The organism is Mucilaginibacter sp. OAE612 (assembly GCF_041806395.1).
Lineage (GTDB): Bacteria > Bacteroidota > Bacteroidia > Sphingobacteriales > Sphingobacteriaceae > Mucilaginibacter > Mucilaginibacter rubeus.
Window position 1 is genome coordinate 3,225,923 of record NZ_JBGMUW010000001.1, and the last position, 21,789, is coordinate 3,247,711.

At 44.2% G+C, this 21,789-nt stretch carries 20 protein-coding genes; 8 read left to right on the plus strand and 12 right to left on the minus strand.

Annotated elements, in window-relative coordinates:
- The first annotated feature begins 158 nt into the window (after nt 1-158).
- The gene (locus tag ABID99_RS13330) at nt 159-1,190 is read left to right on the plus strand and encodes a GntR family transcriptional regulator (RefSeq protein ID WP_373613995.1); all 1,032 of its coding nucleotides are present in this window, start codon (nt 159-161) and stop codon (nt 1,188-1,190) included.
- Here the strand turns inward: ABID99_RS13330 and ABID99_RS13335 are convergent.
- From ABID99_RS13335 to ABID99_RS13360, 6 genes are all read right to left on the minus strand, one after another.
- Nucleotides 1,185-2,192, minus strand: coding sequence for a GntR family transcriptional regulator (locus ABID99_RS13335; protein WP_373613996.1), 1,008 nt, complete (start codon nt 2,190-2,192; stop codon nt 1,185-1,187). The two genes, ABID99_RS13330 and ABID99_RS13335, sit on opposite strands and share 6 nt — an antisense overlap.
- A 217-nt stretch (nt 2,193-2,409) precedes the next feature.
- A complete protein-coding gene (locus ABID99_RS13340; RefSeq protein ID WP_373613997.1) occupies nt 2,410-4,413 on the minus strand; it encodes an FAD-dependent oxidoreductase in 2,004 nt (667 codons plus the stop codon).
- Between the two features lie 446 nt (nt 4,414-4,859).
- The gene (locus ABID99_RS13345) at nt 4,860-6,839 is read right to left on the minus strand and encodes a glycoside hydrolase family 127 protein (RefSeq protein WP_373613999.1); all 1,980 of its coding nucleotides are present in this window, start codon (nt 6,837-6,839) and stop codon (nt 4,860-4,862) included.
- A 484-nt stretch (nt 6,840-7,323) separates the two neighbouring features.
- Nucleotides 7,324-8,052 carry a DUF72 domain-containing protein gene (locus tag ABID99_RS13350; RefSeq protein ID WP_090525126.1) on the minus strand — a complete coding sequence of 243 codons (729 nt, stop codon included), beginning with the start codon at nt 8,050-8,052 and terminating at the stop codon, nt 7,324-7,326.
- Nucleotides 8,049-8,276, minus strand: a complete 228-nt coding sequence (locus ABID99_RS13355; protein ID WP_090525124.1) for a hypothetical protein — start codon at nt 8,274-8,276, stop codon at nt 8,049-8,051. Before ABID99_RS13355 ends, ABID99_RS13350 begins: the two co-directional genes overlap by 4 nt.
- Complete coding sequence (locus ABID99_RS13360) at nt 8,273-8,656, minus strand: TraR/DksA C4-type zinc finger protein (protein ID WP_090526195.1); 384 nt, start codon at nt 8,654-8,656, stop codon at nt 8,273-8,275. Before ABID99_RS13360 ends, ABID99_RS13355 begins: the two co-directional genes overlap by 4 nt.
- 238 nt (nt 8,657-8,894) lie before the next feature.
- On the opposite strand from ABID99_RS13360, the gene ABID99_RS13365 reads away from it, so the two are divergent.
- From ABID99_RS13365 to ABID99_RS13385, 5 genes are all read left to right on the plus strand, one after another.
- Nucleotides 8,895-10,418 carry an FAD-dependent oxidoreductase gene (locus tag ABID99_RS13365; RefSeq protein WP_373614000.1) on the plus strand — a complete coding sequence of 508 codons (1,524 nt, stop codon included), beginning with the start codon at nt 8,895-8,897 and terminating at the stop codon, nt 10,416-10,418.
- On the plus strand, nt 10,405-10,872 hold the full coding sequence (locus ABID99_RS13370; RefSeq protein ID WP_090525120.1) for a hypothetical protein: 468 nt from the start codon (nt 10,405-10,407) through the stop codon (nt 10,870-10,872). The genes ABID99_RS13365 and ABID99_RS13370 overlap by 14 nt, the downstream gene beginning before the upstream one ends.
- The gene (locus ABID99_RS13375; RefSeq protein WP_090525118.1) at nt 10,856-11,227 is read left to right on the plus strand and encodes an STAS/SEC14 domain-containing protein; all 372 of its coding nucleotides are present in this window, start codon (nt 10,856-10,858) and stop codon (nt 11,225-11,227) included. Before ABID99_RS13370 ends, ABID99_RS13375 begins: the two co-directional genes overlap by 17 nt.
- Nucleotides 11,224-12,276, plus strand: a complete 1,053-nt coding sequence (locus ABID99_RS13380; protein WP_373614001.1) for a glycoside hydrolase family 130 protein — start codon at nt 11,224-11,226, stop codon at nt 12,274-12,276. The genes ABID99_RS13375 and ABID99_RS13380 overlap by 4 nt, the downstream gene beginning before the upstream one ends.
- A gap of 82 nt (nt 12,277-12,358) precedes the next feature.
- Nucleotides 12,359-13,417, plus strand: coding sequence for a DUF892 family protein (locus ABID99_RS13385; protein WP_229701486.1), 1,059 nt, complete (start codon nt 12,359-12,361; stop codon nt 13,415-13,417).
- Nucleotides 13,418-13,465: 48 nt separating this feature from the next.
- On the opposite strand, the gene ABID99_RS13390 is transcribed toward ABID99_RS13385, so the two are convergent.
- From ABID99_RS13390 to ABID99_RS13405, 4 genes are all read right to left on the minus strand, one after another.
- Nucleotides 13,466-14,191, minus strand: coding sequence for a DUF72 domain-containing protein (locus ABID99_RS13390; protein WP_373614003.1), 726 nt, complete (start codon nt 14,189-14,191; stop codon nt 13,466-13,468).
- 5 nt (nt 14,192-14,196) lie between these two features.
- The gene (locus ABID99_RS13395) at nt 14,197-14,685 is read right to left on the minus strand and encodes a DUF421 domain-containing protein (RefSeq protein ID WP_373614004.1); all 489 of its coding nucleotides are present in this window, start codon (nt 14,683-14,685) and stop codon (nt 14,197-14,199) included.
- A 167-nt stretch (nt 14,686-14,852) separates the two neighbouring features.
- Nucleotides 14,853-15,320: a low affinity iron permease family protein gene (locus ABID99_RS13400; RefSeq protein WP_373614005.1), complete on the minus strand. Its 468-nt coding sequence runs from the start codon at nt 15,318-15,320 to the stop codon at nt 14,853-14,855.
- 1 nt (nt 15,321) lies between these two features.
- A complete protein-coding gene (locus ABID99_RS13405; RefSeq protein WP_373614006.1) occupies nt 15,322-17,520 on the minus strand; it encodes a hypothetical protein in 2,199 nt (732 codons plus the stop codon).
- A gap of 106 nt (nt 17,521-17,626) precedes the next feature.
- On the opposite strand from ABID99_RS13405, the gene ABID99_RS13410 reads away from it, so the two are divergent.
- Together ABID99_RS13410 and ABID99_RS13415 are read left to right on the plus strand one after the other, a co-directional pair.
- Nucleotides 17,627-17,797, plus strand: coding sequence for a hypothetical protein (locus tag ABID99_RS13410; RefSeq protein ID WP_176624282.1), 171 nt, complete (start codon nt 17,627-17,629; stop codon nt 17,795-17,797).
- Between the two features lie 10 nt (nt 17,798-17,807).
- Complete coding sequence (locus ABID99_RS13415; protein ID WP_373614007.1) at nt 17,808-19,217, plus strand: MmgE/PrpD family protein; 1,410 nt, start codon at nt 17,808-17,810, stop codon at nt 19,215-19,217.
- Between the two features lie 70 nt (nt 19,218-19,287).
- Here the strand turns inward: ABID99_RS13415 and ABID99_RS13420 are convergent, their stop codons facing one another.
- Both ABID99_RS13420 and ABID99_RS13425 read right to left on the minus strand, forming a co-directional pair.
- Nucleotides 19,288-19,662, minus strand: a complete 375-nt coding sequence (locus ABID99_RS13420) for a PleD family two-component system response regulator (RefSeq protein WP_090525106.1) — start codon at nt 19,660-19,662, stop codon at nt 19,288-19,290.
- Nucleotides 19,663-19,788: 126 nt separating this feature from the next.
- On the minus strand, nt 19,789-21,774 hold the full coding sequence (locus tag ABID99_RS13425; RefSeq protein WP_373614008.1) for an ATP-binding protein: 1,986 nt from the start codon (nt 21,772-21,774) through the stop codon (nt 19,789-19,791).
- Nucleotides 21,775-21,789 lie beyond the last annotated feature (15 nt).

A 21,789-nucleotide genomic window follows, 5' to 3' on the forward strand; every position in this document is an offset into this window, starting at 1 on the left:
CCATCCTGATTGAAGGCTCTGTTATTGTAACAAATTCATCACTTTATTTATTTTGGCTGCTTATTAAGCTTCCCCGGCTTACACACGCAAAAGGTGGGAGTCTTATCAAACCTAATTTGATTAACTTTAAGTTTTTGCCAGTAGCCAGTTCAATAGTTATGAAGTCTTCACGATTTTTAGAATACATTTATATTGATTATTATTCGTCTACCCCCAAATACATCCAGTTAGCTAACTCGATCATCAAAAGTGTACGTGAAGGAAAATTAATCATTAACGAAACGCTGCCATCCATTAATGAGTTAAACTGCAATTTTGAAATATCACGTGATACTGCTGAAAAAGCTTACAAACACCTGAAATCAATCGGTTTGCTTGGCTCGGTACCTGGCAAGGGGTATTACATCAAAAACACTGAAGCCGGGCAACAGTTTAAGGTTTTTTTAATATTTAACAAGCTAAGCACTCATAAAAAGCTGGTTTATGATGCCATAGTTGATGGTCTTGGGCATGAAGCAGCTATCGACTTTTATATATACAATAACGACTTCGAATTTTTTAAAAAACTGCTTCAAAATAATAGCAACGATTACACTCATTATGTGATCCTGCCGCACTTTATGCACGGCGGCGAAAACGTTCACGATATTATTAATACCCTACCCAAAGAGAAACTGATCATACTTGATAAATTAGTGCCAGGGATAAAAGGCGATTTTGCTGCCGTGTACGAGAATTTTGAAAAAGACATTTACCAGGCCCTGGAGGAAGCCCTGCCGCAATTAAGGAAGTATCACACCCTAAAGATCATATTTCCTGAATACACTTATTTTCCGGGCGAGATTTTGAAAGGCTTTTTCAGTTTTTGTATCCAATACGCGTTTACTTACAAGGTAGTTCATGATATACAAGGCGAACCGATACATGAAGGAGATGTATTCATTAACCTTATGGAAAATGACCTTGTGGTTTTGATTGAAAGAATCCTGGCTACGGAATTAAAGATAGGTAAAGATGTTGGCGTGATATCATACAATGAAACCCCGCTAAAAAAAATCATCCTCAATGGCTTAACCACCATATCCACAGATTTTGAGGAAATGGGAAAAATGACCGCGGATATTATTAAAAATGGCTCTACGGGCCGTTATGAGGTGCCTTTTTACCTTACACTCAGGGCTTCGTTATAGCGATTTCCGGATAATTATTTTGAAGGCGTTTTTAATAACCGCGGCTTTGTTTTGCAACATTAGCTCTGCTGTTTTTCTGCCCATTTCTTCAAAATCACTTGTAATAACAGTAATATCCAATAATTCTTTAAACACGGTTTCATTAAAAGATATGATCCCTATATCTTTCCCTAATTCATATCCACTTGTTCTGGCGCCTTTAATCAAGTCGGCCAGGTCATTTTCGGTCAATACAATATAAAGGGAGCCTTTTTTAAGATCGTCTGTTTTAAACGCGTCTATTACTTCAAACTTTTTGTTTTTCTCTTCACAAAACTGCATTATTCCATCCTTAATCTCGGGCGGATGGTGACGGTCTACGGGATATATGATTATTAATTTTTTGTATTTGGCAATCAGATCGGTGACCACATTTAATGCACCGTAGATATCGTTGCGAAAATCCTGGAATACAGCCGACTGCCTGGCTAATTTGGGCAAATCTTTATCCAGCAATATCAACTGATCAACCGGGATCTTCTTTAAAATGGTTAAATATTCCTGCTCGTTACTATAATCAAAAAAATGCGGCATTACCACATAATAATGATAATTGCCCAAATTTGAATCTATACTTTCCTCGAGCAAAGCGGGATTATAATGATGAATATGAAGATCGACCCTGGCTTTATCACCCAGGGTGCGTACGATGGTATCATAAACTGTTTTCTTATAAGAGCTTAACTTATTAAACAACAAAAGTACCTTGATCCGCACATCGGGCTTACCGACTACAAAATAACCCTTTCCGGAAACCGAACGGATATAGCCATTGCTCTTAAGTATCGTGTAAGCCTTTTCAATGGTGTCCCTTGCTACACCGTGTTGCTTGCTGTATGTATTTATTGACAGCAGCTTTTCATTTTTCCGGTAAACACCTTTGTCAATATTCTTACTGATTGATCCGACAATTTGCTGCACGAGGGATTTCACCCCGTAATTAGCTCTTTGCTTTGTTTGCATTATGCTTGTTTAATTGGTTTACAACGGCGATTTAAACATAGTTTAATTTTATCAAAGCCGTGATAAGCAATGAAAATATAAAATATTATTAAATTAAAATATTGGGGCTATCGGCAGCACCGGTATTTTTATCAGATACTTGAAGACTGCATCTCTAATAAATTTATACTTAATAAGGCCATTTTAACAATTTAAGCGTCGCATATGAACGATAAAACTACCTAACAGGCACAAAAAGCACTGCATCAGCCACAATTACGCCATCCGCGTTTTTATTGGAAATTTCTACATATGCCTTCTTTTCTTCTGAAAAGTTATATAATCCCAGTGGAAGCCACTCACCTGAAGTTTGGCCTTCTACCTGCAAATCAGACTGGTTGATTATCTTTTCTGTGGCCTTCTCACCATCGTAAATAGTAATGTAAGTTTTTGCTGCCGGATTCATAACCTTAGGAAAATAGGTATAAACGCGGTAAGCACCTTTTTTTACTCTTTCCGGAATAAACCTTACCGATTTTGCAGTTTCTGCTTTTGAATCATCCGTGAGATAGGTTGGCCCATAGCCGCCTGATTTTTCAGTTTTCCAGTCGCCTGTTATGTGACTGTCCTCATTATCAACCAGTACTTCGGGTATACTACCATCTGCAAGAGGGTCTGTCCTGAGCAAGCTTTGCACCTCTTTTACATTAACTTGCTGTACCGCAATCTTTTTATCAATAACCTGGCATGCAGCCACAGCCGAAGATTGGCCTAATACCATGAACACCGGCTCCATCCTGATTGATCCGTAAGCTATATGACTTGCAGATAAGCATACCGGGACAAATAAATTAGCGGCTTCTTTTTGCTTTGGGACTATAGCTCTGTACGAAACAGCGTATGGCGCAAAACCATGTACCTGAACATCCCCCTCATTTTTCACTATGCCATTAACTACCAACCTTTCGCAATTATGCGAATCCATACCATATGCGGCCATTCCTACTCCATCTTCTACCTGTTCTTTTCCCTGGCAATGATGCTGGGTCATAACCAGTTCACCAATCATTCGTCGGGCTTCCCTGATATAAAGCTGTGGTGTCCAGTTCCCATTATCCGTATATTCATCTTTGGGATACCCCCATTGTTTCATTTCGTCCCTGATATTTCCGGGTATGCGGGTGTCATTGCCGATAAAATAAAAGAAACCTTTGGTATAATCTTCATGCTCCTTCCATATTTTGGCCCTTGTATTATAATCAGCCTCCGGATATTCCCAGTTCATCCCGATCATATCCGTAGAGAAACCTCCGTTATTATTGATATCCGTTTTGCCACTGGGCATTTTACTTATAATAAAAACATCGGAAATTGATTTCCAGGGTTGCTTCTCTTTTAAACGCAGCAGTAACTCATACTTTTTAGGATCATAATTTTCGGGTTTTGAAATTGGGATCCGGTTTTCGGGCACATTGGTTAACGTGATACGAAAATTGTATGCCTGCACTTTTTTATCTCCCGCACCATTTGCTTGTAATACTTCCTTATTTATACCCCACAATAAACCGCTTTTCGCGTCGCCCGGCACTTTATAGGGATCAATACTATCCGGAAACTGGTGTTTATCCAGCAACTCCACTCCGTTTATAGTTTCATCATACTGGCTGTTAGCTTCTCTCCCTACAGTATAAGAAACAGCTGAGCGGGCCATCAGGTCCCCTTCATAAGTACAATCAATAAATACCTTAGCTCGAATAGTTTTATTGGTAGCAGCAGAGGGCTTATAGCTGTCCTCTACTATAATTTCCTTTAGCTGATTTTTTTCCTTTTTCACTTTTATAAGCCTGTTCCCGAATAAAACAGGAAAGCCAGCCCTTTTTACATAATCATTAAAAATTCCCTCCGCTACCTTTGGCTCAAATATCCATTGTTCAAATTTTCCGTAATGCGTACCTATACGGCGGTAAAAATCACGTGCTAAGCCGGTCACCACATATTTGTTCCCAATATCCGTGTAGCCAAGACCTCCCGAACTCATGCCACCTAAATACTTTCCCGGCTCTATCAAAATCACCGTTTTGCCCATCTTTTTTGCCGTATATGCAGCGATTACCCCTGCGGAGGTTCCGCCATATACACAAACATCGGCGGTGATTAATTTGCTGCTTTGCGCATTAGCCGAAGCCCCGGCCATAAAAAAGGTAGTTATGATTGCAAGGATGATCACTTTAATATTTTTCATTATTGCTTATTAAACATTTCAAATTTTCAGAAAAAAGATATGCCGGTAAATCTTAAGGTATAGGTAGTTAAGACTTGTAAATTTTGGTTATTTAATTTTAAGCCTAATATCTGACAATTTTAAAAAAATATATAAATGTTTTCAGATCACGCCGGGGAGCTTAAATGATGGCGTATAGGTTTCGGAAGTTTGCTGCGATGAGTTGCCAATACCTGCGCGGTTAGCTCAGTTGGACCTGTAGTGTATAAAAATACTTTTCGCGTATTTATTGATCACCCAATAGTCAGGGTCATCAAGGGTATTTGCTAAACAGGCTGGTATCATGCCTGTAATGGAAAAGCCTCAGCAATGCTTTGGCAAATAATAAAACAAGTACGGGAATGCTGAATGCAATTAACCTAAAACATCCTATTTTTTTGCTGGAGAGTTGCTGAGGCTTCATATATTTATTTAGCAGCGGCATTTACTTCGGGAAACCAAACGGTCATTTCGCCTTTACCACGGTTTGCCCATGAATAATAAGGGATGGCCGTAAGTTCTACCTTTTTAGCAGCTTCGCCTTTTGTTTTACTTAGGATCTCTCCTTTTAAAACAGTTATGCCATTTAAGAGGTTTGGTTCGGCTACAGGTTTAAAAGCTGCGTTTACAGGGATTGCTAAATTGCTCACCGTTCCGCCGTTATCTTTCCACTCGGCGCAGTACATAATCGGGCCGCGTTGCAGGGCTGTTTTACCTTTATCATCAACCAATGCCTTATTGGCTATAACCTTTTTAACTTCCATCGGCAGGTTTAATTGGATGTTATCGCCTTTTTTCCATTGCCTGTTAATTACAGCGTAGCCATTTTCAACTTTATAAGCAACCGCTTTGCCGTTTAGTTTCAGGCTGATTTTTGCAGCCGATTTATTTTGGAAAACATACAGGTCAGACGGGATCGCCTGTGCTCTTGCCCAGCCCGGGATCCGGATGTGCATAGCAAAATTAGTTGCCGTCTCCGGTGTTACAGCAAACGACAGTGCACCATTCCACGGGTAATTATTGCTTTGAACAATGCTCACTTTTTTATTACCAATCTCCATATTTGCTGTACCAGCAATAAACAGGTTCACAAATACATTATTATCCTTTTGAGCATACATATAGCCTGATAACGACGGCAGGAAACGCGCCATATTGGTTGGGCAGCATGAGCACTCAAACCAGCCGGAACGCTCGGGCTCAAGCTCATGATGTGTAACCCCATTGGTTACCTGCATGGCATTGGTGTAGAAGAATGTCTTGCCATCCAGCCCAACACCCGAAATTAACCCGTTATATAAAACCTTTTCCATCACATCAATATATTTCGACTCGCCGTGCAGCAGGAACATCCTCTGGTTCCAGAACACATCACCTATTGCCGCACAGGTTTCATTATAAGCGGTAGTATTTGGCAACTCATAATCGGCTCCGAAACGTTCACCGCCCGGCACTGCGCCGATTCCCCCCTGCACGTAGATCTTTTTGCCAACCATGTTGTTCCAGATCTTATCAATGGCGGCGATGTATTCCTTATCGCCGGTTAAAGCGGCAACATCGGCCATGCCCGAGTACAGGTACATTGCCCTTACGGCATGACCTTCGGCATCTTCCTGTGCTATGACAGGTTCATTGTCCTGCCAGTACATCCCGTTCTTCCATTCGTCGGTACTGGTTTTATCATAGGTGCGGTGCCCTCTTTCGTCAATAAAAAATTTAGCAAGATCGAGATATTCTTTTTTGCCGGTGATACGGTACAGGCGTACCAGGCCCATTTCCACAATCTCATGGCCGGGCGCTACATGCCTTTTACCCGGCCCGAAGGTTTTAACCAGCAGATCGGCATTTTTAAGCGCGATATCTAAAAAGTTGCGCTTGTTGGTAGCCAGGTAATGTGCGGCCGCTGCCTCAAACATGTGTCCGGAGTTATACAGTTCGTGGCTCAGTTCATTCTCTTTTACCCAACGCTCCGGGCCCGACCATGCGTGCGGGTTCAATGGGTCAATAGTACGGGCAGTATAAAGATATCCGTCCGGCTCCTGCGCTTTCCCTACTATCGTGATCAATGAATCGACATAGGCATCCAGCTTTGCATCCGGATGAACGGCCATAGAATAAGATGCGCCTTCAATGGTTTTATAAATATCCGTATCATCAAAAGGAAACTTAGTACAAAACTTACCGCTGCGGGCAGCCGCCATTTCAAAATTTTTAACCCTGCCGGTATTCTCGCACCGGGCAAATGATGCCGGGATGGTGACCGTACGGTTAGTTTCGATACGCGAGGTCCAAAACTTATCATTAAGCTTTACATTGGTAAATGATACCGGCTTAATGGGGTAATCCTTAGTTTGCGCGTAAGCAACGCCGCAATAAAATGATAATGCAATAAGTAATCTTTTTTTCATCCTGATGATTATTAGTTCAAAAGCAGTAACGGCCAACCCGCCATCCCGCGCTTTGTTTATTTCTATAAGTATCCTACGAGCTTTAGCCAATACCAGTTGTAGATTCCTTCACACGCGTCAATATCTCCAGGTTCAAAAAGCCCGATCAATTGAACATCCGCATGATCATAAAAATTTTTCATTTAAGATAAAATCATCCTAACCGGCATTTCGTACGCACATAATTATAAGCGTACTAAATACATTTAATTAAGCGAGATAAAATTAACCAATCAGATCGTTGTTTACGTTTATCACATCCTAAGCAGCAATTTTGCCATGGTGTAACTATTTTAGGCTATAACGACGACAAGATAAGAAATAATTTATATCGAAAAACAGAAATAAAAAAATTAATTGTATTTATAACACTAATAAACACACGCAGATACCGATCCAATAAAGCGTTCGTTACAGGGCAGATTTAAGCTACCAGGGGTATTGCTTAAACGAGAAGCTGTTTCAATAACTGGAGATTTTCCAGTGCCGCCCCGGCGGTATTGTTGAAGTACACGTAAACTGTTTTACCCTCCTGCTGCCATTCATTGATATACGATGCGTATTCAGAAAGGAAACTTTCACTGTAACTTCCTTTATAATTGCCTGATGGGCCATGAAAGCGCAGGTAAACCAGTTCATCGGCAGTGATTTCCATGGGCGTGGCCGATTTGGGCATATCCTGCAGTACCATTGCAGCCTGGTACCAGTTTAAAAGTTCAAAAACTTCATCCCTGTACCAGGACGGGTGACGAAATTCGACGGCCATGGGCCAGGTATAAGGTTTAAGGGCCTCCAGTAACTCTGTTAATTGAGGAAGTGCACCCGCCTGCAGGCTTGGCGGAAACTGAACAAGCAGACAGCCCCGCTCAGTTTCCGGCAAATGGATAGCCTGCATAAAACGGGTAACATCTTCCTCATTAAAAAACAAACTTTTTTGATGCGTGATCCCCTGCCACAGCTTGAAAGTGAATCGAAAACCTTCGGTTACTTCCGTTGCCCACCGGGCTATGGTTTTTGCTTGCGGGATTTTATAAAAAGAGCTGTTAACCTCGATGCTATTTTCCTGCAAAGCATAATAGCCCAGCCGCGACAAATGGCTGTATTCAGGCGGAAAATCCCGCCTGGGCCTGTCGATTTGTAAGCCACTGGTACCTCCAAAAAATAGTCCTTTCATAGGTCAAGTATGATATACCAATGATTGTCATCGTCAAGGGCATAGGCCAGGCCGTCACTCATTTCATAAACATCACGGCCATGTTTTTGACTAAAGTAGATTTTCTCATCACGGATAATAGTCCCGTTGTTTTCCACCCGCAGAAAAAAAAGCAGTGCGCCTATATTCGGTGCAACATCTTTAAGGTGCCTGGCCTCCCCTTCTTTTACAAATGCCGAACTCATGCCTGTTTAAGTTTGGCTTCCATGCTTTGGGTAGTGTGCGGCACAGCAAGCAGGCGTTCCCTTGGTATCAGTTTACCGGTAGAACGGCAAATGCCATAAGTTCTGTTTTCAATACGCATCAGCGCGGCTTCAAGCTGCTCGATAAATTTTTTCTGGCGGGCGGCCAGCTGGTTGATCTGCTCCTTTTCAAAAGTTGCCGAACCATCTTCAAGCGTCTTGCCCGCAATTGCGGCATCATCCCCGTTGGTATTTGAAGCACTGAGGGTACCCACCAGTTCCTGCAGTTCTTCGCGTGCCATGCCGATCTTTTCTTTGATCAACGTTCTGAATTCATTTAATTCGGTATCAGTGTACCGTGTTTTAGTAGTTTCTTGTTGCATGATTGGCTTAACAAACATTTGCATAAATGGTTGGCATAAATGTGATAAGGCAAACAAACCTGTTCAAATCGCTCGTCCCCAACCCTTTGGATTAACCCCTAACACCATATCCCCGCGAAAAAGTTGATTGTATCAGCTGTGTCCGCAAATTTAATTAAATAATTAAAAATATTCTTCAAAAGAAACTATTACGCATTTGCGCTGTATTTAATGGTACAAAATCTATGCAATGACATTTATGAACCTCAAACGAGATGGTACCAGGAATAGCCCCTGGCAGTATCTCAGCAGTCCGGCAGCCAGGGTTAAGCCCGAAGATAAAATATACGATTGCCTCATTGTTGGCGCAGGAATTACCGGTATGACGGCGGCGCTGCTATTACAAAAAGCAGGCAAGGCTACCATTATTACAGAAGCGCATAATACCGGTTTTGGCACAACCGGCGGCACCAGCGCGCATATCAATACTTTTGCTGATACTACTTACAGCGAAGCTGAAAGCGCTTTTGGCGAGGAAGGCGCACAGGGTTTTGCAGATGCGATCAATGAGGGGTTCGAACTGATTAAAACCAATATCGACACCTATGGCATTAAGTGCGATTATGAACCGAAAACCGGTTACCTGTATGCCGAAAATGAAGATGAAGTGAAAATGCTGGATGACATATACCGGGGTGCTACCAAAGTTGGCGTTCCTGTAAAATATACTGACGAAGTACCGACACCTGTTCCTTTTCAAAAAGCTTTGGCTTTCGATGGCCAGGCACAATTTCATCCCATAAAATATTTAAAAGGATTACTAAAAGCTTATTTGGAAGCCGGCGGCACCTTATTAGAAAATACGCTTGTTGAAAAAATAGTCACTGAAGATGAAATACATAATGTGCAGGCCGGTGAAAATAAGATTCGTGCAAAAAATGTAATCTATGCCACCCACATGCCGCCGAATATCAATGTACTCAATTTCGAATGCGCACCTTACCGCAGTTACGTATTGGCCGTTAAACTCCATAGCGGAAAATATCCTGACGGACTAATTTATGACTGCCAGGAACCATATCATTATGTGCGGACACATGTAATAGACGGACAGGAATTATTGTTGATTGGCGGGTTGGATCATAAGACAGGGCACGAAGAGCCGGAGAAAGCTTTTGGCGACCTTGAAAAATATGCACGTAAGTATTATAATGTATCATCGGTGAAATACCGGTGGTCAAGCCAGTATTATGTACCCGTAGATGGCCTTCCTTATATCGGCCGCATGCCTTTAGCGGCCAATGGTATTTACTGCGCAACCGGTTATAATGGCAACGGCATGATGCTTGGAAGTGTTGCCGCCCAAATCCTTGCCGACCTGGTAAGCGGCAAAGGCAGCAAATATGAAAAACTGTTTAATCCGGGCAGAATAAAACCGATAGACGGGTTTAGCGAATTTGTAAAAGAAAACGCCGATGTAGCCTACCACTTTGTGGCTGATCGCCTGAATATTAAAAGTCCCGATTCGCTGAACAGGTTAAAGCCTGGCACCGGCAAAGTGGTTGAAGTAGACGGAAACAAAATCGCCGCTTACCGCGATGACGACGGCACCATACATGCCTTAAGTCCCGTTTGCACTCACGCCGCCTGCATTGTTAGCTGGAACAGCGAAGAAAAGAGTTGGGACTGCCCTTGTCATGGTGCACGCTACGATATTGATGGCAATGTATTAACCGGACCCGCAACCAAAGGCCTTACCAGGATAAGCGATGATGAAAACTAAAGAAATTTTAATTTCGGGAGTCACCGGCACTACCTTCATGACGCTGTTCAGCTATCTTGTCTCGCTGGCCGATGGCGAAAACTTTAGCGAACCGGAGCGACTAGGGCAGCTAACCGGCCGTCTGATCCCTAAATTAGATAAACAGCAAAGCCAGGCGTTAGGCTGGCTGGGGCATTACGGCGTAGGCCTGCTGTTTACGCTCGTTTATGTAGAACTATGGCACCGCGGTAAATTAAAACCTGACCTTAAAACAAATCTTTGGTTGGGTGGCCTAAGCGGGCTGTTAGCTGTAGCTGTTTGGAAAACGACCTTTAAAATGCACCCGTTGCCCCCATCCCTCAACTTTAAAAAATACTATCTGCAACTGATACCAGCACATATTGTGTTCGCAGTTTTTGCCGGCATTGGTTATCACATCTCACAAAAAACAACAAGCTATGCTACAAATAATTAATAATCTCCCGCAGCACGTGGTAGGGATTTATGCCAGCGGCGAAGTAACCCGCAACGATATGGAGACCATACTGATACCCAAGATACAGGAGCTGAAAAACCGCCAGGGTGAAATTAACTATTTGCTGGTATTGGGAACAGGCGTGGAGAATTTCACGCTGGCGGCCTGGTGGGACGACCTCAAACTTGGGCTAACGAACTTTACAAACTGGCACCGCATTGCGGTAGTAACCTACCAGAAAGGTGTGGAATGGTTTACGGACCTCTTCCGGTTTATGATACCGGGCAAGTCGCGCGGTTTTTCACCCGATCAATTGGAGGAGGCCAAAGCCTGGGTTAGCGGGGAAGAAATATGAAAGACCTGGCACAACGCTTTCCCGAAAACCCTTTGCTGCTGCCAAAAGATCTTGCTCCCAGTCGCGAGGGTTTACAAATTATCAGCCTGCTTAATCCCGGCGTTTTTAGATATGGCGGTAAAACCTGGCTTATTGTAAGGGTAGCCGAAGGGGTTATGCAGGAGGAAGGAGTTTTATTTTTCCCTGCTCTGGATGCCACGGGCAATACCGAAATCATTAAAGTGCCGCTTAACGACCCCGACCTTATCGCTACCGATGCCCGGGTCATTAGTTACAAGGGGCTGGATTATCTCACCACAGTTTCGCATTTACGTTTACTGGCCAGTGACGATGGGATCCGTTTTACTGAACAGGAAGGCTATCCGCCCTTATTCGGAAAGGGATACCTGGAACGTTTTGGTATAGAGGATTGCCGGGTTGCGCAGATAAATGACACTTATTACCTCACCTATACCGCTGTATCTGACAGCGGCGTAGGTGTAGGCCTCCTAACAACCACCAATTGGCAGCACTTTGAAAGCGGCGGAATGATCCTGCCTCCGCATAATAAGGATTGCGCAATTTTTGAGGAAAAGATCGGCGGAAAATATTACTGTTTACACCGGCCAAGCAGCAAAGAGATCGGCGGCAATTATATCTGGCTGGCAGAGTCATCAGACAGCCGGCAATGGGGCAATCACCAATGCCTGATAAAAACCCGGCCCGGAATGTGGGACAGCGGTCGCGTTGGCGCGGGCGCGGCACCTATCCGCACGGAACATGGCTGGCTGGAGATATATCATGGTGCAAATGCTGAACATCGTTATTGTCTTGGAGCTTTTTTAATGGATATTAACAATCCATCAAAGGTTATCGCCCGAAGTGGTAACCCGATTATGGTGCCAACCGAGGCTTATGAGCTTAGCGGGTTTTTCGGTTATGTTGTTTTCACTAACGGCCATATTGTCGATGGCGACCGTTTAACCATCTATTATGGAGCAGCCGATGAGTTTGTTTGCGGCGCACATTTCTCTATCGGTGCCATTCTCCAAACTTTAATTTATTATTAAAATAATAAATTACAACAAAACAAAACCGTATTTCCGGAGGTTTTTATAGAGTCTGTAATCGACAGGCCTGGATCAATTAATCATGGCAGAAAATAAGATTAAAGAATGTAGTAAATTGATAGCTCAACAGGGGATGACCATTGCTTTTGCCGAAAGCGCTACGGCAGGCTGGCTTTGTTCGGAGTTTGCACTTACCGACGAATCCGGCCAGGTTCTCAAGGGTGGGATCGCCTGCTATGATGCCGATCTCAAAGTATCCCTGTTAGGGGTACCGAAGGGATTGATTGATCAGTTTACACCAGAGTCGATGGAGGTGACGAGGGAAATGGCATACCGCCTGGCACACCTTATCCCATCCGACATACAGGTAACCGTTACCGGGCTCACTACACCCGGTGGCAGCGAAACCCCGGAAAAACCGGTTGGAACTATGTTTGTATATGCACTGATCCACGACAGGCACCTCAGCTTTCGAAAAGTATTTCAGGGATCATGCGAAGAAATTATTCAGCAAACTATCCAAGCTACCGCGGAGATGCTGATCAGGGCGCTAACTCAATTTAATTATCATCAACATATATCTACTATGGCAACAACAAACAGCAAAAAGACCGCAGCAGCGGCCAGCCGCAGCCCGGAAGCCGAGAGCGCGCTGAAAGAACTATTCATTGACGAGATCAAGGACCTTTATTGGGCCGAGAAGCATTTGGCCACCGCCCTGCCCAAATTGATCAAGGGAGCTACCTCAGAAGATCTGAAGCAAACCATCACCACCCACCTGGAAGAAACCAAAAACCACGTAACCCGACTGGAAAGCGTATTCGAGTCTATTGGTGAGAAAGCTTCGGCTAAAAAATGCCTGGCCATGGAAGGTTTGCTGAATGAAGCAACAGAATTGCTGTCAGATACCGACAAAGGTACCGAAGTACGCGACGTAGCGATCATTTCAGCGGCACAGAAAGTGGAGCATTATGAGATCGCGTCGTACGGCACCTTGCGCACGCTGGCCGGTACATTAGGCTATAGCGAAGCGCAAAGCCTACTTGAGGAAACCCTGGCCGAGGAGAAAAATGCCGATGCACTGTTAACCCAGGTAGCTGAAAACTATGTAAATGAAGCCGCAGCAGCGGAAACAGAATAAAACAAACCGACTGTTAGGGCGGCTTCGGTCGCCCTATTTATTAACCTTTCAGTGCTTAACCGAAAATTGCAGCAGGGACTTTGCGTTGGGAATAGCTGCCACTGCCGCGTCATTGTTAAAATAACACCATGCTTCCCGGACTTCCGGTTTTGAATTAATCTCATCGGCAAATTCCCGTAACTGAGCATCACTATAAGATGAGCGGTATACATCCGGAACACCGTGAAAACGATAATATACCACAGGGCTGGTTACAACAGACTTATCCGGCAGTTCGGGATGGCTCATACCGCAAAAAGAAACACCACGCTCCCTAAGCCGTGAATAAACATCTTCCTGCCACCAGCCCGGGTGCCTGAATTCCAATACATTACTAAAGCTGGGATCCAATTGCGTCAACACGCGTGCCAAACGTTCTTCATCATAATGAAAACGCGGCGGGAACTGGAACAATACAGGCCCTAACTTTTCCTGCAAACCATCGCGAATGGTATCATAAAAACTCGTGATCATATCCACGGTTCCGTGAAACTGCTTAAAATGGGTAATAGCCTTGGGGGCTTTCACCGCGAAGCGAAACTCAGCCGGCGCTTTTTCATACCAGGTACGCAACATAGATAATTGCGGAAAACGGTAAAAGGTCACATTTAACTCCAGGGTACGGAATTGCCCGGCGTAAAACTCAAACCAGCGCTTTTGCGCCAACCCCTCCGGGTAAAAAGTATTTTTCCAGTGACGATAGTAAAACCCTGAACATCCTATATGCCAATCCATACATATCATTTTTTAATGGCGCTGATATCGCCATTCCGTTCCATATACACCTTGTCTATCTTTTCTAAATCTTCAGTAAGTGCAGATTTGCGTACACCCTGCATGACATCTTCACGGCAAACCAGTGCCCGTTTCATCCGCTCTTCATCAAACCGGCCGCCACGAAAAAGCGGGATCTTTTCCCCTTCTACCCAACTAACTAAAGGGCTGTTACGTGCAATAAGCCAGCCCAGCAGCCGGTGCAGCAACACAATCACAAAGCAGCAAACAATAACAGGCACAAAAGCCGAGGCACCAACCACCGCCCTGCTCATAACAGCCCCAAGCGAAATACTGACGATATTATCCAACGGGGTACGCAACCCAAAAGACCGGCGCCCCGAAATGCGGATCAGTATAAGCGCGATAAAAAAGATAACAACGCCGCGGCTGCTCATTTGCAGCGCATTCAGGTCCTTCCCCTCTCCAAAAACAGTGATCAATAACTTTTCCATAACTCAATTTTTAAAAGGCCCGCTGCACAAACCCGGGTTTGACGTTTTGGGCCGAACGATGCCTCGCCACCAGCCAAATGCCCGCTGCAACAAACCCGATGATGATCAAAAATTTTATTTTACTTATCATAATCTCAATAATTAATGAGCCGGTTCCAGGCATTAGGTTACCCTGAATTCTTATTATTCCTGGTATAACGTTTTGATTTATTTTGCTGATTTACCCGCGCGGCATCAATAGAATGTGTTTTGGTAAGGTCACTTTCTTTTTGCGCCAGTTCAGACAAACGGATATAAAACTTGTATAGGTGATCCAGCTCCTCTTCACTCAGGTCCTCAATATTAACCATCCTGTTACTGGTACCTTCATGAGAAGCCAGCAATTCATTCAGTTTTAAATGGACGGCTTTCGAATCCTTATTCTGCGCCTTCTGGATAAGGAAGACCATTAAAAAAGTAATGATGGTTGTGCCGGTGTTTATAATAAGTTGCCAGGTTTCCGAGTAGTGAAATACCGGCCCGGTAACAGCCCATATCACTATGGTGGACGCGGCTATAATAAAAGCGGCCGAACTGCCGGTTGCCGCGGTAGCCCAGTTAGAGAACCGCTCAAAGTAATTGATTTTCTTTTTCATGTTATTTCCAGCTAATAGTGATTTCGGCATTGCCGGGTATTAAATATTCAAAGTGGCCGCCTTTGATTTTTTTTCCGTCGATAGGCTTCTGATTAACACGCACTTCTACCCCTGGTAATTTGCCAGGACCACTCTTAACCACCATCAGGCGGCAGTCGATGCGATTATCGCCCGCCATGCGGACATGAAGATAATCTTGCTTCCTGGTGGTAAATCGGTAAACAGGATAATCAGTGAAGACCATGAAAGGCTGATCAGGTATACGGATATAGTGGCGTGGCAAGATCCCGAAAGCGTTGCCTGCCCCATATACTTCCTGACCTACCTGCCCTGATTTTTCCCAGCCGTCGTGTAAATCCTCAAGCGCGATCCACAGGTTCGGATCAACCTCTCCTATTTTGGGCTTTTCCTGGAGCATTTCTTTTGGAAGCATTGTTGGGTAATAATAAGCGGCTCGGTCTACAAGGTAACGGACATATTCGGTTATCAGGAGGCGTACTGATGGTAAAATCTCAATATCCTGGGCGTGGCGGAGGTAGTCATGCAGCGCGCAGAACACTTCCTGCTCTTCGTATACTGCCGTATAAGGAGCATCATTAAGCGGGAACAATGCAAAAAATGTCGGAAAGTTTTTTCCATAGCCATAATCACAGTCCCACAGCTTCACGTTGTTAAACACACCGGCCAGGCACAGGTAACTAAGCTCGCGGTAAATTTCTTTTTTGGTGATTTTATATAAGCGCAGCATTGCACCAGCTGAAAAGGCGGTATTGTTGGCCTGGTAGAACAGGTCGAAACCCTGGCCGCGCAAATGCATAGCGGCTTTTTCCGCTTCGGTTAAATAGCGTTTTTCGCCCGTAAGCTCCCAGGCCTGCAGCATGACATGGGCATATAAACCGGGCACATCCTTTTCACCTCCTTTGCCTGGCTGCGTTTCGGCTTTCACTACCTCAAGGGTATCTACTTTATAAAAAACCGGCCATTTGTAATTAAAATGATGCGCCACCCGTATCGAAAATTCCAAAGAATCTAAAAAGAGTTTGCTGGCAACCTTATCGCCTTTCAGCGCAAGACGCGACAGGTTTAACAAAGGGTGGTGCAGGTACCAGGAATCCATAACCAGCGGTTGTTTTTGCTCCTCCTCACCTTCCAGCGTATCGGCTGCTTTTGGGTGCCAGCGCATTATGGTGCCGTATTTTTCACTATAAAATGATGGCAAGCCGGCTTTAACTTTTTTCATTACTTCCAGTTCCGCGCCGCTCCATTCCACATAATCAAGTAAAGGAAGCAGTACCGCCAGTTGCACCATGATTTCGGGAGGAGTGACATAGTCTGATACATAGGCGTTAAAATAATGATGACCATCAAGTTGTACCCAGCAGCCCGGGCTGTCTATCAGGTCCTTTAGTCCTTTGCCAAGTATGTCGGGCCAATGGGTATAATTGGTTGCCGGTTTGGGTAAAGCCAGGTAAACTTCAGCCAGCAGGTTGAGATATTGCTGAACCATAGCCGCCTCATCAGCAGGCACTTCTTCCGAAAAAACAATAAAGGCATCACTCAAAGTATAGCTTTTACCTGCTGCCAGCGGTTTATTTTTAATGGTGGGCGGCAAGGCAAAGCCAATTTCAGGCCATTCACCGCCTACACTGTCCGCCGCGGAGGTTTCGGTTTGCTGGTTGTAACCGGCCAACGCGGTTAGGTTTTGCAGGTATAATACTGAACCCGCTTTTGGCCGGTTCATGCTAAAATAGAGCTGTCCCGAACGTGTACCCACCTGCCTGGTATGTATTTCTCCGTCGGCCATGCTTTCACTTCCCCCGGAGCCAAGCGGTACAATGTCGCGCGGCCAGTAAGGGAACAATAAGGTGGAGGCCGGCGTTAACCTGGTGGTGTAATGAAGTACGGGCCGGTTTTCTGTGGGTAGCGTCAAAACAACTTCGTAGTCGCCCAGTAACGAGCCAATCTTCAATCGCACGTCGTTTTTCCTTTCTTTTAGTGTGATCTGTAACCGGTCGTTTGGTGAATAGGCCAACCGGAAAGCGATCTCGTTGCCATCCGGCCATCCGGCCACCAGCCAGCAGCTGTCTCCAAGGTCATATATTTTAAAATCATAACTGCCTGCTGTGGTTTTATATACCGGAATAAGGTCAGGCAAATGCAGGGCGGCTTTGGTATTCCTGAGCCAGGGTGATGCGTTCATAGGTTTAAATCGATTAACAATTAAAAAAATCGCTGAAAAATATCTTTTAAATGATAATTAAAACATCGCTTGCTGTTTTAAGTTTTAATTATAAAACTATCAGTCTATGAAAAAGTTAATTACACCACTATTCTTAAGCCTTTGCCTGTTATTGAGCAGCTGTGATGCCATTGTCGGTATTTTTAAAGCCGGTGCTGCCGTGGGCATTTTCGCGGTAATCGTCGTTATCGCGGTCATCATCTGGGTTATCTCATTGTTTCGCGGCCGCAGCAATTAACAGGTATATCATGGAAAAAGAGCTGCAGAATTTCAAGATCGCCCGTTTCGCGCTTAATGCCCGCTATGACGACATCGGTGAAACCTCCATCGAACAACTGAAACGCCATCTGCTTGACGCTTTGGGGTCGCTGATCCACGCCGGTAACAAACCTGCCATCCAAAAATTATTGAGGCAATTGCAGGTTATGGGCGAAGGCGGCAAATGCAAAGTGCCGCTTATTGAAAACTTACCCTACGACCGGGCGGCACAATTGTATACAGCGCTTATCCGTTATCCGGATTTTATGGATAATTTTATGGGCAAAGAAGCTACCTGCCATCCCAGTGATAATATAGGCCCGCTGCTGGCAGTAGCGCAGTTTGGGCCGATATCAGGTAAGGATTTCCTTGCTGCCATGGCCGTGGCTTACCAGATAGAATGCCGCCTCGTATTGGAAATTCCAGTCATGAAGGAAGGCATCGATCATACCTTGCTTTTAGGCTACTCAATGACGGCTGGAATTGCCCGTCTGTTAAACCTGACTGAAGAACAAACAGCTCATGCACTGGGCATTACCGGCACTTCAATAAGCCCGATGGTAAGCAGCCGGGCATCATATACCTATGAGTGGAAGGGGTTTGCATCTTCCCTGGATGCGCTGAACTGCGTTAACATCTGTTTCCTGGCCCGAGAAGGGATGACCGGCCCGGTGGCCATTTTTGAAGGCCCCAAGGGCTTTGATGATGTGTTTGGCATGAAGCTGGATTATGATTGGGACAGTGAGACCTTTGAACTGCTACCACGCTGCGTATTGAAGAAATATAATGTAGAAGTACATGCACAGGCCACACTGGAAGCCCTTGACCAGCTGCGCAAACAACAGCAGGTTAATCCGGAAGAGATTGAAAACGTTGAGCTCACCACATTTTTAACTGCATATCATATCATAGGATCCGGTGCTTACGGCAACCGGCAAATTGTGGAAACGAAGGAACAGGCTGATCACAGTTTATTTTATGCTGCCGCAGTGCTCCTGCTCGATGGCGAAGTTTATCCCGAACAATATGAGCCGGAAAGAATTAAAAATAACGATGTACAGCAATTACTAAAGAAAGTGAAAGTAAGTACGGGTTTCCCACTGCATCAACCGCTGGTAGTTGCCGGTATCCTTGATCCTTATACCGTTGCATATCCCGATAAAATGAAAACCAAGGTGGAGATCAGCATGAAAAACGGCCAAACCCTAACCAGGGAACAGGAAGATTACCATGGCTTTTTTACCCGTCCGTTTACATGGAATGATACGATTGAAAAATTTCGGCGGCTGAGCAACAATATTGTTTCCGCTGAGATGCAGGACCAACTGATCGGCATCGTTCGTAACCTCGAAAACCTCCCCGAAATTTCAACCCTAATTAACCTGCTGGCAGCTATATAAAGAAATTATTTGAGCCACTATGGTAACTGCAGGGCCATGGCACAGCCGGAGATTTACCGCATGGCAGCCATCAAGCGGCAAAATGACGCACATGATTAACAAGTTCATTCACATCAAAAGGCTTAGCCAGATAATCATTGGCCCCGCATTGTTTCTCGTGCATCGTATGCAACCCGTGACTTGCCGAAACAATGATTATAGGTATATCCTGCATACCCGGATCATTTTTCAAATGTTTACAAATATCGCGGCCATCCATATCGCCCAGCATAACATCCAGCAACACAACATCTGGTCGTAAGGTCTGTATCGCTTCAAGGACGCCATGACCGTTATCCAGTTCGGTCACCGCATATCCCTCCATCTCCAGGATCAGATGTATTAACTCACGAATGTCCTTATCATCATCAACAACCAGGACTCTTTTCTGATAAGAGGCAATCATTATAGTTCTAAAAGCTACGTTTTAACATATTAACATAGCTCTTTTTGCACAAACATCATGCCCTGATATCGGAGGATGATTGAAGAATAAGTAAACATCCCATCGTCTGGCCTGTTTAAAACAGCTTTAAACAGCCACCAACTCTTCGTTTTCTATCGGCACGGTAAAATAGAACGTACTTCCGATCCCGGCCTTACTTTCAAACCATATGGTGCCATTGTTTCTTTCCACAAGCTCTTTACATAATAACAACCCCAGACCGCTCCCCTTTTCACTGGCTGTGCCAAAAGTGGTATATGAGGTATATTTGTTAAATATTTTTGATTGCGCCTCTTCGGGGATTCCCTTCCCGTTGTCCCGGATCTTCAATATCGCAAAGGCCTCGCTTTTTTCCGCGGTTACGGTAACATGATCACCCGCTTTTGAAAACTTTACGGCATTCTCCAATAAGTTCCTGATCACAATATCAATCATAGTTTCATCTCCGAATACCATCACGGGCTCAGCTATCTCCTCACTTGTTACTACCACTTTCTTTTCAGCGGCCCGCTGTTTCAGCAGCATAACATTTTGATCAATTAACTTTCGCACATCAAAACCGGCAGGATTGGGCTGGATTCCGTCCAACTGACTTTTTGCCCAGTATAGCAGGTTTTCCACCAAGCTTGAGGTTATTATCAGGGTCTCATCTATTTTTTCAACCCAATAATCGCTTTCTTCTTCCGACAGGCTTTTTTCCTTTACTATATCCATCATATGACTGATGGTATGGATCGGTCCCCTTAAATCGTGCCCGATAATTGAAAACAGGCGGTCCTTTACGTGTACAAGTTCTTCGAGGTGAAGATTTTGCTCAGATATGTTTTTATTTTGCAGAGCTAGTTGCTCACTGAGCTTCTTTTTTTGCATGTAATTTCTGAGCAGGATAAAAGCGAGCAATACTAAAAGTATGGTGCCCGCAGTTAAAATATCCCGCTTCAGACTTACTTTTTCCAGCTCTTTTTGACCTATAATTTTATTTTTATTTAGCAAATCAATTTGCCGTTCCTTTTTTTCCAGCTCGTAAGCAGACTGCATATTCCTGATAGTTTTCAGTCTTTGTTCAGTTTTCAAGCTATCGTTCAAAGCAACTTCAAGGTTCCGGTAATATAGGGCCTGTTCGTAATTACCCATTTTCTGATGAGTTAAGTATAATACGTTATAGGCGGTTTGAATGAGTTCAACAATACCTGATCTCCTGCTTTCGTCAAGCCCTTTTTGTGCATACAGCATACTCGAATTGTATTTACCTGTATAATAAGATGTAAGTGCCAGGCCGGTATGGCAGTAAGCAACATCTTCGTCGTCGCCAGCATTTTGCGCAATATCAAGCGCCTTATTTAAATAACCCTCGGCAAGCCGGTATTCTTTCTTCGTAATATAATTTTCGGCAATATTGTACATTGCGGCGGCAGTAAAAACCGGGTCCTTTACCTTTTTTGCTATAACCAAAGCCTTTAAGTTATAAGCAATTGCCGAGTCTGACAATCCTTTTTTCTTAAATATCTCGCCAATATTCACCAACGGGCTAAACGTTCCTTCATGCGCGGGGTCGTTTTGCTTCATAGCTATCTTATAAGCCTTCTGACTGTAATAAAGCGCTTTCGAATAATCTTCCATTGAGGTGTACAGGCCGGCGATATTATTATACTCATTTCCGCTTAACCCTTCCATGCCCAGTTTTTCACTAATGCGCAGGCACTGTAAATGACTGTTAAGAGCTTCGGGCCATCTTCCTTTGTACCCGAAGGCTACCCCTTCTGCGAGATATGCCAGTGCAATACCTTTTTCATAATGGATTTTTTTTGCAAGATCAAGGGATTTTTGTGCCATCAGCAGCGCGCTGTCGGCATTCCTGCTCCAATACAACCTTGAAATAGAGTAATAGATCTTTACCCGGTCGGTGTCGTGCTTTGCTTTATCGAGATTTTTTATTTGCGTATTTATGTTATTGGTTTGGGCACGACATGCAGAAGTACTGATAATTATATTTCCAATACAAGCCAGGATACCATGCATGATAATACACAGCGTATATAAACGAAGTTTGCGAATCGTTGCCAAGCCGAACATTGATATGTTTTCTAA

Bases quoted from the DNA above. Each gene is read 5' to 3' on its own strand.
- ABID99_RS13330 (WP_373613995.1), top strand. From the start codon at position 159: ATGAAGTCTTCACGATTTTTAGAATACATTTATATTGATTATTATTCG.
- ABID99_RS13335 (WP_373613996.1), bottom strand. From the start codon at position 2,192: ATGCAAACAAAGCAAAGAGCTAATTACGGGGTGAAATCCCTCGTGCAG.
- ABID99_RS13340 (WP_373613997.1), bottom strand. From the start codon at position 4,413: ATGAAAAATATTAAAGTGATCATCCTTGCAATCATAACTACCTTTTTT.
- ABID99_RS13345 (WP_373613999.1), bottom strand. From the start codon at position 6,839: ATGAAAAAAAGATTACTTATTGCATTATCATTTTATTGCGGCGTTGCT.
- ABID99_RS13350 (WP_090525126.1), bottom strand. From the start codon at position 8,052: ATGAAAGGACTATTTTTTGGAGGTACCAGTGGCTTACAAATCGACAGG.
- ABID99_RS13355 (WP_090525124.1), bottom strand. From the start codon at position 8,276: ATGAGTTCGGCATTTGTAAAAGAAGGGGAGGCCAGGCACCTTAAAGAT.
- ABID99_RS13360 (WP_090526195.1), bottom strand. From the start codon at position 8,656: ATGCAACAAGAAACTACTAAAACACGGTACACTGATACCGAATTAAAT.
- ABID99_RS13365 (WP_373614000.1), top strand. From the start codon at position 8,895: ATGAACCTCAAACGAGATGGTACCAGGAATAGCCCCTGGCAGTATCTC.
- ABID99_RS13370 (WP_090525120.1), top strand. From the start codon at position 10,405: ATGATGAAAACTAAAGAAATTTTAATTTCGGGAGTCACCGGCACTACC.
- ABID99_RS13375 (WP_090525118.1), top strand. From the start codon at position 10,856: ATGCTACAAATAATTAATAATCTCCCGCAGCACGTGGTAGGGATTTAT.
- ABID99_RS13380 (WP_373614001.1), top strand. From the start codon at position 11,224: ATGAAAGACCTGGCACAACGCTTTCCCGAAAACCCTTTGCTGCTGCCA.
- ABID99_RS13385 (WP_229701486.1), top strand. From the start codon at position 12,359: ATGGCAGAAAATAAGATTAAAGAATGTAGTAAATTGATAGCTCAACAG.
- ABID99_RS13390 (WP_373614003.1), bottom strand. From the start codon at position 14,191: ATGGATTGGCATATAGGATGTTCAGGGTTTTACTATCGTCACTGGAAA.
- ABID99_RS13395 (WP_373614004.1), bottom strand. From the start codon at position 14,685: ATGGAAAAGTTATTGATCACTGTTTTTGGAGAGGGGAAGGACCTGAAT.
- ABID99_RS13400 (WP_373614005.1), bottom strand. From the start codon at position 15,320: ATGAAAAAGAAAATCAATTACTTTGAGCGGTTCTCTAACTGGGCTACC.
- ABID99_RS13405 (WP_373614006.1), bottom strand. From the start codon at position 17,520: ATGAACGCATCACCCTGGCTCAGGAATACCAAAGCCGCCCTGCATTTG.
- ABID99_RS13410 (WP_176624282.1), top strand. From the start codon at position 17,627: ATGAAAAAGTTAATTACACCACTATTCTTAAGCCTTTGCCTGTTATTG.
- ABID99_RS13415 (WP_373614007.1), top strand. From the start codon at position 17,808: ATGGAAAAAGAGCTGCAGAATTTCAAGATCGCCCGTTTCGCGCTTAAT.
- ABID99_RS13420 (WP_090525106.1), bottom strand. From the start codon at position 19,662: ATGATTGCCTCTTATCAGAAAAGAGTCCTGGTTGTTGATGATGATAAG.
- ABID99_RS13425 (WP_373614008.1), bottom strand. From the start codon at position 21,774: ATGTTCGGCTTGGCAACGATTCGCAAACTTCGTTTATATACGCTGTGT.